12 protein-coding genes are annotated in these 15,797 nt (G+C 71.7%); 8 read left to right on the forward strand and 4 right to left on the reverse strand.

What is annotated here, in order from left to right; translation table 11 throughout:
• Positions 1-5 precede the first annotated feature (5 nt).
• Complete coding sequence (locus LQK89_RS05210; protein WP_180225515.1) at positions 6-1,673, reverse strand: ABC transporter substrate-binding protein; 1,668 nt, start codon at positions 1,671-1,673, stop codon at positions 6-8.
• 31 nt (positions 1,674-1,704) lie between these two features.
• Between LQK89_RS05210 and LQK89_RS05215 the strand changes: the two genes are divergently transcribed.
• A complete protein-coding gene (locus LQK89_RS05215) occupies positions 1,705-2,304 on the forward strand; it encodes a TetR/AcrR family transcriptional regulator (RefSeq protein ID WP_058742996.1) in 600 nt (199 codons plus the stop codon).
• A gap of 44 nt (positions 2,305-2,348) precedes the next feature.
• Here the strand turns inward: LQK89_RS05215 and LQK89_RS05220 are convergent, their stop codons facing one another.
• Positions 2,349-3,383, reverse strand: coding sequence for a cation diffusion facilitator family transporter (locus LQK89_RS05220; protein WP_231050397.1), 1,035 nt, complete (start codon positions 3,381-3,383; stop codon positions 2,349-2,351).
• A 239-nt stretch (positions 3,384-3,622) separates the two neighbouring features.
• On the opposite strand from LQK89_RS05220, the gene ileS reads away from it, so the two are divergent.
• The 5 genes from ileS to LQK89_RS05245 are packed head-to-tail and all read left to right on the forward strand — an operon-like array spanning position 3,623 to position 10,092.
• Positions 3,623-6,877 carry an isoleucine--tRNA ligase gene (gene ileS / locus LQK89_RS05225; protein WP_231050398.1) on the forward strand — a complete coding sequence of 1,085 codons (3,255 nt, stop codon included), beginning with the start codon at positions 3,623-3,625 and terminating at the stop codon, positions 6,875-6,877.
• Positions 6,874-8,343, forward strand: a complete 1,470-nt coding sequence (locus tag LQK89_RS05230; RefSeq protein ID WP_231050399.1) for a bifunctional folylpolyglutamate synthase/dihydrofolate synthase — start codon at positions 6,874-6,876, stop codon at positions 8,341-8,343. The genes ileS and LQK89_RS05230 overlap by 4 nt, the downstream gene beginning before the upstream one ends.
• Positions 8,343-8,759 (forward strand): DUF4233 domain-containing protein, encoded by a 417-nt coding sequence (locus tag LQK89_RS05235; protein WP_231050400.1) that lies wholly within the window; start codon positions 8,343-8,345, stop codon positions 8,757-8,759. The genes LQK89_RS05230 and LQK89_RS05235 overlap by 1 nt, the downstream gene beginning before the upstream one ends.
• A gap of 36 nt (positions 8,760-8,795) precedes the next feature.
• A complete protein-coding gene (ndk, locus tag LQK89_RS05240) occupies positions 8,796-9,215 on the forward strand; it encodes a nucleoside-diphosphate kinase (protein ID WP_058741641.1) in 420 nt (139 codons plus the stop codon).
• A 28-nt stretch (positions 9,216-9,243) separates the two neighbouring features.
• Entirely contained in the window at positions 9,244-10,092 is an 849-nt protein-coding gene (locus tag LQK89_RS05245) for a DsbA family protein (RefSeq protein WP_231050401.1), read from the forward strand.
• Between the two features lie 405 nt (positions 10,093-10,497).
• On the opposite strand, the gene LQK89_RS05250 is transcribed toward LQK89_RS05245, so the two are convergent.
• On the reverse strand, positions 10,498-11,100 hold the full coding sequence (locus LQK89_RS05250; RefSeq protein WP_231050402.1) for a vitamin K epoxide reductase family protein: 603 nt from the start codon (positions 11,098-11,100) through the stop codon (positions 10,498-10,500).
• 359 nt (positions 11,101-11,459) lie between these two features.
• Between LQK89_RS05250 and LQK89_RS05255 the strand changes: the two genes are divergently transcribed.
• Positions 11,460-14,351: an Rne/Rng family ribonuclease gene (locus tag LQK89_RS05255; protein WP_231050403.1), complete on the forward strand. Its 2,892-nt coding sequence runs from the start codon at positions 11,460-11,462 to the stop codon at positions 14,349-14,351.
• 1 nt (position 14,352) lies between these two features.
• Positions 14,353-15,210: a hypothetical protein gene (locus tag LQK89_RS05260; protein WP_231050404.1), complete on the forward strand. Its 858-nt coding sequence runs from the start codon at positions 14,353-14,355 to the stop codon at positions 15,208-15,210.
• Between the two features lie 162 nt (positions 15,211-15,372).
• Here the strand turns inward: LQK89_RS05260 and LQK89_RS05265 are convergent, their stop codons facing one another.
• Positions 15,373-15,645: a DUF4031 domain-containing protein gene (locus tag LQK89_RS05265; protein ID WP_058741654.1), complete on the reverse strand. Its 273-nt coding sequence runs from the start codon at positions 15,643-15,645 to the stop codon at positions 15,373-15,375.
• Between the last annotated feature and the right edge of the window lie 152 nt (positions 15,646-15,797).

Raw genomic sequence — 15,797 nt, forward strand, 5'->3', positions numbered from 1 at the left:
CCGCGTCAGCGGTCGATCCACGCCGTGCCGAACCACGGCGTCGAGACGGCCGTCGTGCGGATGCCGTGGACCGACGAGCGGTACAGGAAGTGGTTCTGCTGGTCGTACAGGGGGAGCACCGTGCCGCTCGCCAGGATCAGCCGCTGCGCCTGCTCGTAGAGCTTCCCGCGTTCGGCCGTGTCGGCGGTCTGCGCGGCCTGCTGCAGGAGCCGGTCGACCTGCGGGTCGTCGAGCTGGGCGAGGTTCGCGAAGTAGCCCGACGGCGCCGGTTCGATGCTCGCACTGTCGTACAGGATGCGCAGGACGTCCGCGCCGACCTTCGTGTACGGGGCGCTGACGACGTCGTACTCGTTCTTCGCCAGCGCGGCGTACCAACTCGACAGGTCGAGCTCCTGCAGGCGGACGTCGAACCCGACGGCCTTCTCCGACGCCTGGACCTGCTGGAACAGGCTGCGCTCGGCGGGCACCGACTGGTTCGTCGACACCGGGAAGGTGACGGTCAGGCGCTGCCCGTCCTTCTCTCGCACGCCGTCGCTGCCGACCTTCCAGCCGGCCTCGTCGAGCAGCTGCTTCGCCTTCGTGGGGGAGTACCGGAACAGGCTCGGGTCGGAGTACCCGAACGGTTCGACGCTCGACAGTACCGAGTACGAGCGCTTCGCGGTCCCGAGGAACAGGCTCTGCAGCCCGGGGTCGATCTCCGCACCGGCGATGAAGGCCTTGCGGACCGCCTCGTCGCGGAAGACGCCGTGGCCGGAGTTGAGCTCGAGCCGGTTCGAGGCGCCGGGCCGCGGGGCGTCGAGGTCGCGGATCGCGCCCTTCGCCGAGGCGGCCTTCAGCTGGTCGGGCTGCGCGTTGTCGATGACGTCCACCTGACCGGACTGCAGCGCCGCGTACCGCGAGGTCGAGTCGGGCAGGAAGCGCCAGGTGATGCCGTCGAGCCGCGGCTTCGTGCTGCCCCAGTAGTCGTCGTTCTTCGCGAGCGTGACCCGGTCGCCGTGCTTCCAGCCGGTGATCGTGAAGGGGCCGGTGCCGACGGGGGACTCGCAGTTCTCGGCCTGCGGGCGCTGCAGGGCCTTCGGGGACTCCATGCCCACCCACGGCTGCGAGAAGGACTCGAGCAGGGCGCTGTCCGGGCGGCTCAGGGTGAGCGTGACGGTGTGGTCGTCCGTCGCGGTGGCCTTCGTGATCGACTGCAGCGCGAGGTAGCCCGTGCTCGACGCCGTCGCCGGGTCCTGCACGTGTTCGATGTTCGCGACGACCGCCGCCGCGTCGAACGCCGTGCCGTCCGAGAACCGCACGTCGTCCCGGAGCCGGAACGTCAGGGTCTTCCCGTCGTCGCTCGTCGTCCAGGACTCCGCGAGCGCGGGGACCGGCTTGCCGTCGTCGAGCGCGGTGAGCTCCTCGATGTACTGCGTCGACAGCAGCGCCTGCGGGTAGTTCCCGCCGACGTGCGGGTCGAGGCAGGTCGGCTCGGCGTCCCCGGACGCGTAGGTCAGGGTGCCGCCGGACACCGGTGTGCTGTTCGACGTCGCCGCGCCGCCGCCCGTGCAGGCGGTCAGTGCCAGCAGGACCGCTGCGGCCCCCGCGACGGCGGTCGTGGTGCTCCGGAGGACGGTGCGACGGGAGCTGGCTCGGCGCGCGCGGGCTGTTTTCTGTACTCGGTCCAAGATCATGGCTGGTCGAGTCTAGCGGTTTACTGTGCGCATGGACGAGACGACCAGGCGCGGTGGCCGCCCCCGACGGTCGAGCGCCGAGGTGCTCGCCGACGCCGCCGCGGAGCTGTTCCTGGAGCAGGGCTACGCGCGGACGACGGTCGACCACATCGCCGCCCGAGCCGGGGTCAGTCGTGCGACGTTCTTCAACTACTTCGCCGCGAAGTCCGACGTGCTCTGGCTCGAGCTCGACGCCGCGGTGGCCGACGTCCCGCGGTTCCTCGCCGCGTCGACCGAGGCGAGCCCGGTCCGCGCCGTCGAGGAGGCCCTGCTCGCGGCTGCCCGGGCGCACGACCCGGAGCGCGTGCCGTGGGCGATCGCGCAGGCCGAGGTGATGGACATCGGGTCCGAGCTCGTCGCCAGCGTGGCGGCGCGGGTGATGGCGCAGCACGGGGCGGTCGCGGCGTTCGTCGGGTCGCGGACCGGGGAGCACCCGATGTCGCTGTGGCCGCAGACGGTGTCCGGGGCGATGCTCGGTGCGGCCGCGGCGGCGTTCGGCGTGTGGGTCGCCGACGGCGTCGGGCGCCGGGCGCTCGTCGAGTACGTCGGGGCGGCCCTGACACCGGTCGCGGTGGGGCTCGACGCGCACTGAGGTGCGCGCGGCGTCCGGGCTCGGAGCGTCAGCGGGTCAGCGCGTCACTCGGTGCGCAACGTGCCCGCGCCCCCGGCCGCGACGTCCTCCGCCGTGCCGTCCCGCACCGTCGACGGCACCTGCCCGTCCCCGCGCGACCGGAGCGACGCGTCACCCGGGATGCTCAGCGTGAGCACCGCCTCCTCGATGTACTGACTCGTCTCGAGTGAGGCCTCCACGCGGCGCAGCCGGACCGCGACGTGCTCCTCGTCCTCGTTGCCCTCGAGGTCGACGGCCGCGACGAGGAACACCCGGGACGGTCCGACGAACTCGAGGTGCAGGTACGTGACGCGCTCGACCTCGTCGCGGCGGAGCAGCTCGGTCAGTACGGCGTCCTCCAGCTCCGGCGAGGTGGCCTCGCCGAGCAGGAACCGGCGGTTGCGCTCGATGAGCACGATCGCGACGACGCCGAGCAGCACGCCGACCGCGATGGAGCCGATCGCGTCGAAGACCGCCAGGCCCGTGACCTGGTGCAGGAACACGCCCAGGAAGGCGATGACGAGCCCGATCAGGGCCGCGGCGTCCTCGGCGAAGACGGCGCGGAGCGTGGGGTTCGACGACTGCAGGACGTGCCGCAGGACGGGGACGCGGCGCTTGGTCGCGGCGCCGTGGGCCTGCCGGAACGCCTGCACGAAGCTCGTGCCCTCGAGGACAAACGCGACCGCGAGCACGAGGTAGTTGAGCAGCGGGTCCTCGGCGGGACCGGTCTCCCCGAGCTGCGTGATGCCGTGCCAGATCGACACGACGGCGCCGGCGGTGAACAGCCCGAACGCGGCGAACATCGACCAGATGTAGGTCTCACGGCCGTAGCCGAGCGGGTGGCGGGTGTCCCGCGGCTTCGCCCCGCGCCGCTCGGCGACGAGCAGGAACACCTCGTTGCCCGTGTCCGCCCACGAGTGCGCGGCCTCGGCGGTCATCGACGCGGAGCCGGACAGCAGGGAGGCGATGGTCTTGGCGATCGCGACGAGCAGGTTCGCGGCGAACGCGATGACGACGGTGAGCAGGGACTCGGGACGGTCCTGCTTCTCAGACGAGGGCATCGCTCCAGCATGCTCCGGTCTTGTAGACTCGGCCCCACAGGCGTCGAACCGGCCATCACCGGGGAGCCTCCGGCAGAACGCGGCAGCACCACCGCCGTCAGTAGAACCGGGCGGACCGGACCGCACCCATCCGGCGAACGAGCGGTCGGTCGCAGCGCGAGCAGCGGCCGGCAAGCGAGGTGGTACCGCGGAGCGCGCTCCGTCCTCGTGGAGACGAACCGAACCCACAGGAGCAGCTCGTGGCCTACCCCCTCAACGTCCCCGCAGACGGCGTCGACCCGTCGCCGAGCTTCCCCGCCGTCGAGCAGGGGATCCTCGCGTTCTGGAAGGGCGACGACACCTTCCAGGCCTCGATCGACCAGCGCGACGGGTGCACCGAGTGGACGTTCTACGACGGCCCGCCCTTCGCCAACGGCCTGCCGCACTACGGCCACCTGCTGACCGGGTACGCCAAGGACGTCTTCCCGCGCTACCAGACCATGCGCGGCAAGCAGGTCCACCGCCGCTTCGGCTGGGACACGCACGGCCTGCCCGCCGAGCTCGAGGCGATGCGCCAGCTCGGCATCACCGAGAAGCACGAGATCGACGCGATGGGCGTCGACGTCTTCAACGCCGCCGCCAAGAAGTCCGTGCTGCAGTACACCGACGAGTGGCAGCAGTACGTCACCCGCCAGGCGCGCTGGGTCGACTTCGAGGACGACTACAAGACCCTCGACGTGACCTTCATGGAGAGCGTCCTGTGGGCGTGGAAGCAGCTCTGGGACAAGGGCCTCGCGTACGAGGGCTTCCGCGTCCTGCCGTACTGCTGGAACGACCAGACGCCGCTGTCCAACCACGAGCTCCGCATGGACGACGACGTCTACCAGATGCGCCAGGACCAGTCGGTCACCGTCGCGTTCCCGCTGCGCGGGACCCGCGCGACGGAGCTCGGACTCGACGGCGTCCGCGCCCTCGCCTGGACGACGACCCCCTGGACGCTGCCGACGAACGCGGCGCTCGCGGTCGGACCCGAGATCGCCTACGCGGTCGTGCCGGCAGGGCCTGGAGGCGCGGCTGACGGCGGTCCCGCCGGCTCCGCCCGGTACCTGCTCGCGTCCGACACCGTGGCCGCGCACGCGAAGGACCTCGGCTACGCGAGCGCCGAGGACGCGCTCGCCGCCGTGCTGCGCGCGGTCGTCGGCGCGGAGCTCGACGGCGTCGAGTACGAGCGGCTGTTCGACTTCCTGGCCGACCAGGAGGGCTACGAGCACGCCTGGCGCATCCTCGTCGCCGAGTACGTCGAGACGGGCGAGGGCACGGGCATCGTGCACCAGGCCCCCGCGTACGGCGCCGACGACCAGGAGGTCTGCGCGGCCGCGGGCATCCCCGTCGTGCTCTCCCTCGACGAGGGCGGCCTGTTCACCGCGCAGTTCGGCGAGGTCGCCGGCATGCTCTGGTCCGACGCGAACAAGCCGCTGACGAAGGCCGTGCGCGAGATGGGGCGCCTGCTCCGCCAGGCGTCGTACGAGCACAGCTACCCGCACTGCTGGCGCTGCCGGAAGCCGCTCATCTACAAGGCGGTCTCGTCGTGGTTCGTCCGGGTCACGGCGTTCCGTGATCGCATGGGCGAGCTGAACCAGGACATCAACTGGGTGCCGGACAACGTCAAGGACGGCCAGTTCGGCAAGTGGGTCGGGAACGCGATCGACTGGTCGGTCTCCCGCAACCGCTACTTCGGCACGCCGATCCCGGTGTGGGTGTCCGACGACCCGGCGTACCCGCGGCAGGACGTCTACGGCTCGCTCGAGGAGCTCGAGCGCGACTTCGGCCGGCTGCCGACGAACGCCGACGGCGAGGTCGACCTGCACCGTCCGTTCATCGACGAGCTCACCCGGCCGAACCCCGACGACCCGACCGGGCGGTCGACCATGCGCCGCATCACCGACGTGTTCGACGTGTGGTTCGACTCCGGCTCGATGCCGTACGCCCAGGTGCACTACCCGTTCGAGAACCGCGAGTGGTTCGACGCGCACAGCCCCGCGGACTTCATCGTCGAGTACATCGGGCAGACCCGCGGCTGGTTCTACGTCATGCACGCGCTGTCCACCGCGCTGTTCGACCGCCCGGCCTTCCGCAACGTCATCAGCCACGGCATCGTGCTCGGCTCGGACGGGCAGAAGATGTCGAAGTCGCTCCGGAACTACCCGGACGTGTCGGAGGTCTTCGACCGCGACGGCGCCGACGCGATGCGCTGGTTCCTCATGTCGTCGTCGGTCATCCGCGGCGGCAACCTCGTCGTGACCGAGGAAGGCATCCGCCAGGGCGTCCGCGAGTTCCTGCTGCCCCTCTGGTCGACGTACTACTTCTTCACGCTGTACGCGAATGCGTCGGGGGAGACGGGGTACCAGGCCTCGCGCAGCACGGCGAGCACCGACGTGCTCGACCGGTACCTGCTCGCGAAGACCCGCGTGCTCGTCGAGGACGTCACGACGCACCTCGACGCGCTCGACACCCCGCTCGCGGCGCAGGCCGTCCGGGACTTCGCCGACGTGCTGACGAACTGGTACGTCCGGCGCTCGCGCGACAAGTTCTGGCTCGGGGCGGACTCGTCGCCCGAGGCCCGCGCCGCGTTCGACACGCTGTACACCGTGCTCGAGACGCTGACCCGCGTCGCCGCACCGCTCGCGCCGCTCGTGACGGAGGAGATCTGGAAGGGCCTGACCGGCGGGCGCAGCGTCCACCTGACGGACTTCCCGGACGCCGGCGAGTTCCCCGCGGACGACGCCCTCGTCGCCGCCATGGACCGCGTCCGCGACGTCGCCTCGAAGGGCCTCGCGCTCCGCAAGGCCACCGGCAAGCGCGTCCGTCTGCCCCTCGCCACCCTGACCCTCGTCGTGCCGGACCCCGCCGCCGTCGAGCCGTTCGCGGACATCCTCCGCGACGAGCTCAACGTCAAGCGGGTCGTGCTCGAGGAGCAGGAGGAGTCCTCGCTCGGCCGGTACGGCATCGAGCGGAAGCTCACCGTGAACGCCCGCGCCGCCGGTCCGCGCATCGGCAAGCAGGTCCAGCAGGTGATCCCGGCCGCCAAGAAGGGCGACTGGGTCGCGACCGAGACCGGCGTCATCGTCGGCGGCGTCGACCTCGTCGAGGGCGAGTACACGCTCGACCTCACGGTCGCGGACGACTCCGTGGCGGTGGCGTTCCTCGACGGCGGCGGCTTCGTGGTGCTCGACACCGTGACGACCCCCGAGCTCGAGGCGGAGGGCCTGGCGCGCGACGTCGTCCGGGCCGTGCAGCAGGCCCGTCGCGACGCCGACCTCGACGTCAGCGACCGGATCTCCCTGACGCTCCGGGTCTCCACCGAGGCCGAGGCGGCGGTCCGCACGCACGAGCAGCTCATCGCGGCGGAGACCCTGTCGACGAGCGTGACCGTGACCCCGACGACGTTCGCGCCCGGTGCGGGCTCGGCCGTCGGCGACGCAGCGACGGTGTCCGTGGAGGTGGCACGCGCATGAGCGACGGCAACCAGTACGACGACGACCACGACGGCGTCGACCACGACGGTGCCGACGGCGTGGAGATCCCGGTCGGACCGGCGGGCGACACGTCCCCGGCCGACGCCCTGCCATACGGCGGGGACGACGACGAGGTCCGCCGTGTCGAGGCCGCGCTCCTGGCCCGGGTCGGCGAGCAGGCACCCGAACGGCGGCTGCACGCGACCCGCCGCGCGGTCGAGCTCCTCGGCGACCCGCACCTGGCGTACCCGGTGATCCACGTCACGGGCACCAACGGCAAGACCTCGACCGCGCGGATGGCGGAGAGCATCGTCCGTGCGCACGGGCTGCGCACCGGGCTCATGACGAGCCCGCACCTTGTGTCGATCCGCGAGCGCATCGTCGTCGACGGCGAACCGATCGCGGCGGCCCGCTTCGTCGAGAACTGGGACGACATCGTCCCGATCCTCGAGATGACCGACGCCGAGCTCACCGCGAAGGGCGAGCTCCCGCTGACCTTCTTCGAGGCGCTCACCGTCCTCGCCCTGGCGTGCTTCGCCGAGGCGCCGGTGGACGTCGCCGTGATCGAGGTCGGCATGGGCGGCGAGTGGGACTCCACCAACGTCGTGCAGAGCCAGGTCGCGGTGTTCGCCCCGATCGCGATCGACCACGCGAAGCAACTCGGCAACACCGTCGCCGAGATCGCCCGCACCAAGTCGGGCATCATCAAGCCGTCCTCCGCCGTCGTGTCGAGTGCACAGACATCCGAGGCGCTCGCGGAGCTCGAGCGGGCGGCCGAACTGACCGAGTCGACGCTCGCGGTCGAGGGCACCGGGTTCTCCGTCGTGTCCGACACCCCGGCGGTCGGCGGGCAGCTCGTCACCGTGCAGGGCGTCGCTGGGCGCTACGACGACCTGTTCGTCCCGATGTTCGGCCAGCACCAGGCGCACAACGCGGCGCTCGCGATCGCCGCGGTCGAGCAGTTCCTCGGCCGCGGGTCGCAGGCGCTCGACGAGGACGTGCTGTCCGAGGGCCTGGCCGCCGCGACGAGCCCCGGCCGACTCCAGCCGATCGCGCAGGACCCCACGGTCGTCGTGGACGCCGCGCACAACCCGCATGGCGCCCGCGCCCTGGCCGAGGCGCTGCCCGTGGCGTTCCCGTCCGGGCACGTCGTCGGCGTCGTGGGCATCCTCGGCGACAAGGACGCCCGCGGGTTCGTCCGCGCGCTCCGGGACACCGTGCAGACGTTCGTCGTCACGCAGCCGCCGGGGGACCGCGCGCTCGACGCGGACGCCTTCGCGCGGATCGTCGTGGCCGAGGTCGGCGAGGACCGCGTCGTCGTGGAGCCCTCGCTCGAACAGGCGCTGCACGAGGCACGTGACCTCGCGGACGAGGCGGACGCCGAGGACGCGCTCGTGCTCGTCGCCGGCTCCATCGTGATGGTGGGCCGGGTCATGGACCTGGTGCACGCAGAAGGTGAGCGGTGATGACGGGCGCACCACGTGCCTCCAGGCCGGGTCGACCGCCCCGGGTGCGGAAGCCGCGTCGCGAACGCGGGGCGCAGGAGAGCCTGCTCTCGATCACCCTCGTGCTCGAGGCGATCATGTTCTTCTTCCCGATGCTCGTCGTGTACGGCAAGGGCACCCTGCCGCCCCTCGCGGCCTTCGGCGGGGGCATCGCGGCGATGATCGTCCTCGCAGCTGCCTCACGCCTGACGGGCAAGTCGGCCGGTGTATGGTTCGGGTGGCTGCTGCAGGCGGCCATCCTCGCCACCGGGCTGATCGAACCGTTCATGTACGCGGTGGGCGTGGTGTTCCTGGCGCTGTGGGTGTTCTGCTTCGTCAAGGGCGGTCAGCTCGACCGGCAGAACGCCGCGCGGCGCGCCGCTCTCGGCGAGGAGTGACCAGCACCCCCGCGACCGAACACTAGGAGCAACTGCGTGTCCGACCTCGAAGAGACCCTCGTCCTCGTCAAGCCCGACGGCGTCGCCCGCCAGCTCACCGGAGAGATCCTCCGCCGCATCGAGGCCAAGGGCTACGAGATCGTCGACCTGAAGATGCTGACCGCGCCGCGCGACCTGCTCGACGCACACTACGAGGAGCACCAGGGCAAGCCGTTCTTCGAGCCCCTCGTCGAGTTCATGCAGTCCGGGCCGGTCGTCGCCGTGCGCGTCGGCGGCAACGCGGTGATCCAGGGCTTCCGCTCGCTCGCCGGCACCACCGACCCGACGACCGCCGCCCCCGGCACCATCCGGGGGGACCTCGGCCGCGACTGGGGCCTGAAGGTCCAGCAGAACCTGGTGCACGGCTCCGACTCGCCCGAGTCCGCCGCGCGCGAGCTCGCCCTCTGGTTCGCCTGATCCTCCGGCCCGACAGGACATCGAAGCGATGACGAACAACGACCGACCGACCAAGAACGAGCGTCGGCAGCACGCCCGCGAGGTCGCCCGGGAGCGGGCCGAGGCCGAGAAGCGCCGGAAGCGCCGGAACAAGTGGTTCCTGCAGGGCGGCATCGGCCTGGGCATCGTGGCCGTCGCGGCGATCATCGCGATCGTCGTGGTGAACGCGAACAACGGCGGGACCACCTCGGCCGCCGGCCCGAAGAACATGGCCACCGGTGCGATCCAGTTCACCGGGCAGAACGGCGAGGTCACCCCGGTGACCTCGAAGGCCGTCAGCGCCTCGGGGACCGAGTCCGCCGTGCCGACCAAGGGTGCCGACGGCTCCGTGCAGGTCACCGAGTACGTCGACTGGGCCTGCCCGGTCTGCAAGCAGTTCGAGGGCGCCTACGCCGACCAGATCCTGGACAAGGTGAAGTCCGGCGAGGTGACGCTCGCGATCCACCCCGTGTCGATCCTCGACCGCAGCTACGCCGGCTCCCGGTACGCCAGCCGTGCCGCGAACGCCGCGATGTGCGTCGCGAACTACGAGCCGGACAAGTTCCTCGACGTGCAGACGCAGTTCTTCGACAAGCAGCCTGAGGAGGGCACGAAGGGCCTGACGAACGCCGAGATCGAGGACCTCGTGAAGGCCGGCGGGGCGACCTCGTCCCAGGTGGCGTCGTGCGTCGCCGACGAGTCCTTCAAGGGCTGGGTCACGAAGACCACGAACGTCGTGCTGAACGACCAGTCGCTCGCCGGTGCCCAGGGCTTCGGCACGCCGACCATCGTGGTCGACGGCAAGCGCCTCGACAACCTGACCGACGTCATGACCGCGATCGAGTCCGCGGCGAAGTAGTCCGCCGCGCAACGCCGCTGACGCCCCGCGTTCCCGTCCCGGGAGCGCGGGGCGTCGTCGTGCGCGCGCGAGGTGCCGTTTCGCGCGTACGGTGCTCTTCCGCGCGGAGGGTGCCGTTCCGCGCGAAGAAGACCGTTCCTTCCGCCTCCCCACGCGCGTTCTGCCTTCCCAGGTCATGCGCGATGGGATCCTCTGCGCAAGGTCTGCCGATCCCGCGCGCCGAACGCGGGGCACACCCGCCGTGCGCGGGGACGGGCACTCCGAGCACACCCGGATGTTCCGGGCGTACCTGGACGCTCCGGGCGTCCCTGGTCCGTCGTTCCGACCAGCCACGCCCGGTTCCACCCGGTAAGGCGAAGGAAGACCAGGCTCAAGGCGCCAGGCGCAGCGCCCGGCGCCAGCGGATCAGAACGAGCTGAACAGCCGCGGGAACATGATCAGGATCGACACGACGATCACGGCGTAGTTCGCCAGCACGAAGGCCCACGAGTAGGGCAGCAGCGTCCGACCGACCCGCTGGAGCCCGGCGCCGAAGCGCCCCTGCGCCGCGTTCCAGATCGTGAACACCCAGAACATCGGGATCGTCATCGACCACACCAGCAGGCACCACGGGCAGAGCGCCCCGATGACCCACACCGTCTGGGTGAACAGCCAGGTCACGAACACCCACGCCAGGAACACTCCGGCGTTGAACGCGACCCAGAACCAGCGCGACCCGTTGCGGAAGCCCGACAGGAGCAGCAGCGCGACGGCGATCGGCGCGACGAAGCCCATCACGCCGAGCAGCGGGTTCGGGAAGCCGAGCAGGTGCCCCTGCGCGCTGGTCATCACGTCGGAGCAGCTCACGAACACACTGACGTCGCACGACAGCGCCTTGCTCGGGTTCTCGTACTTCGCGAACTCGTCGAGGACCAGGGAGAAGGACGCGTAGAGGCCGACCAGACCGGTCACCAGCAGGAAGATCCCCATGGCGATCGGGCGGCGGGGCGTGGTTGCGCTCGTGCTCACGGCGTCATCTTCGCACGCCGGTTCCGGCCCTTCCCTGGCAGGGCGTGCGACAATGACGAGGTCGCGCGGTCCGCTGCGCGGCGAGCAGAGCTTTCCGGGCCCAGCCCGGACGATCAGGTGCGGTGAGAGCGCACCGTGGTCGGACGTGCGTCACTCCGACGCCGAGCCGCACGGGCCGGGTGCCCGACACGGATCGGTCGCGGACCACCTGAAGTCGGCGCACACCGGTCACGTGAGCACGACGACGGGGGCGTGGACGCCGCCCGTCACAACCGAAGAGTTCCCGCGGCCACAGCGGTCGCGGACAGAGTTCCCGCCGCCCGTCAGGGCGCGAGCGGGGTCAAGGAGTGCACCAGGACATGGTGGAGCAGAACACCGACAACACGAACAACGAAGACACCACCCCGAAGCGTCGTGGTCGCCTGTTCGGCGGGCGTCGCGCCCGCTCGGCCGGCCAGGAGGCCCGTGGTGACGTTGACCAGACGACGGACGTCGACGAGACGGTCGCGCTGACGGACGAGACGGCCGACGCTGCCTCGCCGGTCACCACCGTGGACGTCGACGGCACCGCGGTGCCGGTCGAGGTCGCCCCGGTCGCAGGCGGCTCGGACACCCCGGAGGCCGTCTCGACGGTGACGGGTGACCTGCCCGTGGTCGAGCAGCCCGAGGAGTCGGGCACCGGGGAGACCCGCACCGAGGCGTCGGGCACCGACGCTGCGACGGTCGCGGAGCCGAGCGCCGCCGCGGCGACCGGCGAGACGGACGCGCCCCGTGCCTCCCTGCCGTGGTCCGACGAGCCGGAGGGCGGCGAGCCGACCCCGGAGCCCGCCCCGGAGGTCGTCGTCCCGAAGGCGACGAGCACCCTCAGCCTGATCTTCCACGCGCCGGTCCTGCCGGAGCTGCCCGCGCGCTCCGCCCAGGACGACCGCTACGACGAGGACGACGAGCAGGGCGCCGGTCGGCGCCGGTCGCGTCGCCGCGGCACCAGCGCCGACCGCGAGCAGCGCGGACCGCGCGACCACCTCGAGCCGCGTCGTCGCGAGCCCGAGCTCATCACCGAGCCGCAGCGCATCAAGGGCTCCACCCGACTCGAGGCGAAGAAGCAGCGCCGCCGCGACGGGCGTGACGCCGGCCGTCGCCGCACGGTCGTGACCGAGGACGAGTTCCTCGCCCGCCGCGAGAGCGTCGACCGGCAGATGATCGTCCGGTCGAGCTCGTCGAAGATCGAGATCGGCGTGCTCGAGGACGGCATCCTCGCCGAGCACTACGTGACGAAGTCGCACAACGTGTCGCTCATCGGCAACGTGTACCTGGGCAAGGTGCAGAACGTGCTGCCCTCGATGGAGGCGGCCTTCGTCGACATCGGCCGCGGCCGGAACGCCGTGCTCTACGCGGGCGAGGTCGACTGGGCGTCGGTGGACACCGGCAACCACGGCCGTCGTATCGAGGCCGCGCTCAAGCCCGGCGACAAGGTGCTCGTGCAGGTCACGAAGGACCCGGTCGGCCACAAGGGCGCCCGTCTGACGAGCCAGATCTCGCTGCCGGGTCGCTACCTGGTGTACGTGCCGAACGGCTCGATGAACGGCATCTCCCGCAAGCTCCCGGACACCGAGCGTGCCCGGCTGAAGAAGATCCTCAAGGAGATCCTCCCCGAGCGCGCCGGTGTCATCGTCCGCACCGCGGCCGAGGGCGCGACCGAGGAGCAGCTGACCCGCGACGTGCAGCGTCTGACGAGCCAGTGGGAGGCGATCCAGAAGAAGGTCGCCGCCGGCCACGCGCCCGTGATGCTCCACTCGGAGCCGGACCTGCTCGTGAAGATCGTCCGTGACGTCTTCAACGAGGACTTCACGAAGCTGATCATCGACGGCGACGCCGCGCGCGGCACGATCGAGGAGTACCTCGACGCCGTCGCCCCGGACCTCAAGGACCGCGTCGAGGTCTACGACGGCCCGGACTCCTTCGAGGAGCACCGCCTGAACGAGCAGATCGAGAAGGCCCTCGACCGCAAGGTGTGGCTGCCCTCCGGTGGATCGCTCGTGATCGACCGCACCGAGGCCATGACGGTCGTCGACGTCAACACGGGGAAGTTCGTCGGCTCCGGCGGCAACCTCGAGGAGACCGTCACGAAGAACAACCTCGAGGCGGCCGAGGAGATCGTCCGGCAGCTCCGCCTGCGGGACATCGGCGGCATCATCGTGATCGACTTCATCGACATGGTGCTCGAGTCGAACCGCGACTTGGTGCTCCGTCGACTCGTCGAGTGCCTGAGCCGCGACCGGACGAAGCACCAGGTCGCCGAGGTCACGTCGCTCGGCCTCGTGCAGATGACCCGCAAGAAGATCGGCGTCGGGCTCCGCGAGTCCCTCGACGAGGTCAACGCCAAGGTCAACGACAACAACGCCGACCCGGGGCCGACCAAGGGCCGTCGCAAGAGCCGCAGCGGTTCGGGCAACGGCTCCACCGGCGGCAACGGTGGCGGGTCGAACGGCGGCAACGGGTCGAACGGCGGCGGTTCCTCGTCCGGCACCGGCTCGTCGCACGCGTCGCAGGCGCACCAGATCACCGAGGACGTCAAGAACGCCCTCTCGCGGATCGCTGCCTCGACGCTCCCGCACGACGAGCCGCTGACCGGCATCGCCGCTCCGGCGCGCGGTGCCGCGACGCCGGACGCCGCGTCGGAGACCCCGCTGTCGCCCGTTTCGACCGCCACGCCCGCCTCCGCGCCGGAGGAGTCCGAGCAGCGGAACGGCGACCAGCCCTCGGGCAAGCGTCGTCGTCGCCGCGGTGGCCGCGGTGGCAACGGGGGCTCGGCGCAGACCGAGTCGACGACCACCGAGTCGAGCAGCACCGGGTCGAGCAGCACGGACGCCTCCGCCGAGGTGCCCGCTGCAGCCCAGGAGTCGGTCGTGCAGCCAGCCGCTGCACCCGCGGAGTCCGAGCCCGCCGCTACGGAGCCGAAGGCCAAGGCCCCTGCTCGACGCCGCGTCAGCTCGAGCGCGCCGGTGACCCCGACGGAGAACACCGTCGCGATCCTGGACATCCCGGTCGCGGTGACCCAGCGCGCTCCCCGCCCGGTCTCCGGCGACGCCGAGTCCCTGCTCGACTCCGTGCTGCAGGCGCTCCCGGAGCCGAAGCAGCCCGGCCAGGGTCGCTCGCGCTCGCGCCGGGTGTCCTCGCCGAGCATCAGCGCACCGGCGACGAAGGACGACGGCACGGACGGCGACGACGGCCCCGTGATCGTGGGGAACTGACGTGACGGGACCGGGGGAGCCGAGCGGGCAGCAGGACCGCGGGTACTACGGTGCGGGCTGGCAGCAGCCCGCGCCGTCGGCCCCGGCGCCGCAGGGCGGGTACGTCCCGCCGCTGCCGCCCGCCCGGGGACCCCGGGACCGCGCCGAGGCCGACCCGCGTCGGGCCTTCGCCCCAGGGGCCTCGGTCGCGAACACCACGGGCGCGCTCATCGCGGTCGTCTCGATCGTGGTCGTCGAGTTCGTCTCGGGGGTCTTCGGGCTCCTCGGGACGTCGCTCGTCGTGCACCCCTTCACGACGTCCGGCACCGGGGCGAGCCTGATCGGCAGCTTCGTCTCCGGGGTCTTCGCGTCCCCGTTCCCGTTCTACGCCGGGGCCTTCCTGGCGCTGGCGTTCCTCACGCCGATCGCGCGCCGCAGCCCGCTGCCGACCGTGCTCCTGCGGGCCGTGCTCGCCGGGGCGGCCGGCACGGTGGCGCTCGCCCTCGTCGGCGTGTTCACCGGGCTGTACGCGGCGACGCGGACCGGCAGCGGTGTCCGACTCGTCACCGACGTGCTGACGGGGCCGCTGCAGAACGGGGTGCCGTTCACGCTCATGCTGCTCGGGACCGCGACGGTCGCGTGGCTCTGGACCGGTCGTCCCCGCGGCGGCCGTCGGGCCGCGTCGGTTGTCGGGCGTCCGGGGACCGTGCGGCCCGCCGACGCGGTACCCCCGGCGACCGTGCAGCAGCAGCCGCAGTACCAGCCGCAGCCGCACCAGCCGCAGTACCAGCCGCAGGCGCCGCAGTACCAGCCGCCCCTCCAGCAGCAGCCCGGCGCGCAGGCGTCGGACGGCCGCTGGGCGCCCCCGGCCCCGCGCTGACGCGACCAGCACTGACCCGACCCACGCTGCTCCGACCGGCGCTGGCCCGACCAGCGCAGCCCCGACCAGCGCTGATGCGAGTCGCGCGGGTGGTGCGCTGCGCGCCGGACCGGTCTCGTGCCTCCAGGCCGTCGACCCCGCGGGCTGCGCAGCCCGCCGTCGTCAGCGCGCCCGCTTGTCCCGCTGCGCGACCCGCAAGCCGCTCCCGATGAGCCGGAGGACCAGCTCGCGGCCGGTCACGGCCGTCGCCCCCAGCGAGACGAGCTCGTCGTAGCGCGCGAGCGGCACGTCGTAGTGGTCGTGGTCGAACGCGCGGCGGGGGATCCCGGCCCGTTCGGCGAACGCGTGCAACTCGTCGTAGGATGCGTCACTGACGAGGTGCGACCAGACGGTGTCGTGGGCGGGCCACGTCGGCGGGTCGATCAACACGGTCACGCGTGCCATCGTACGTGTGTCGCCGTTTGACCGGACCCGTGGGCATCGAGTAAACTCGATCCCTGGTGTCAGCGGGCCGTTCTGCCTGCGTCGCCGATCGGGCCCGGCCTACCGGGAGCCGCTCGTGCAGAAGTGGGCACCCGAGACTTCCC

Origin of the sequence: Curtobacterium sp. C1, assembly GCF_021049325.1 — a bacterium.
Classification (GTDB): Bacteria; Actinomycetota; Actinomycetes; order Actinomycetales; family Microbacteriaceae; genus Curtobacterium; species Curtobacterium citreum.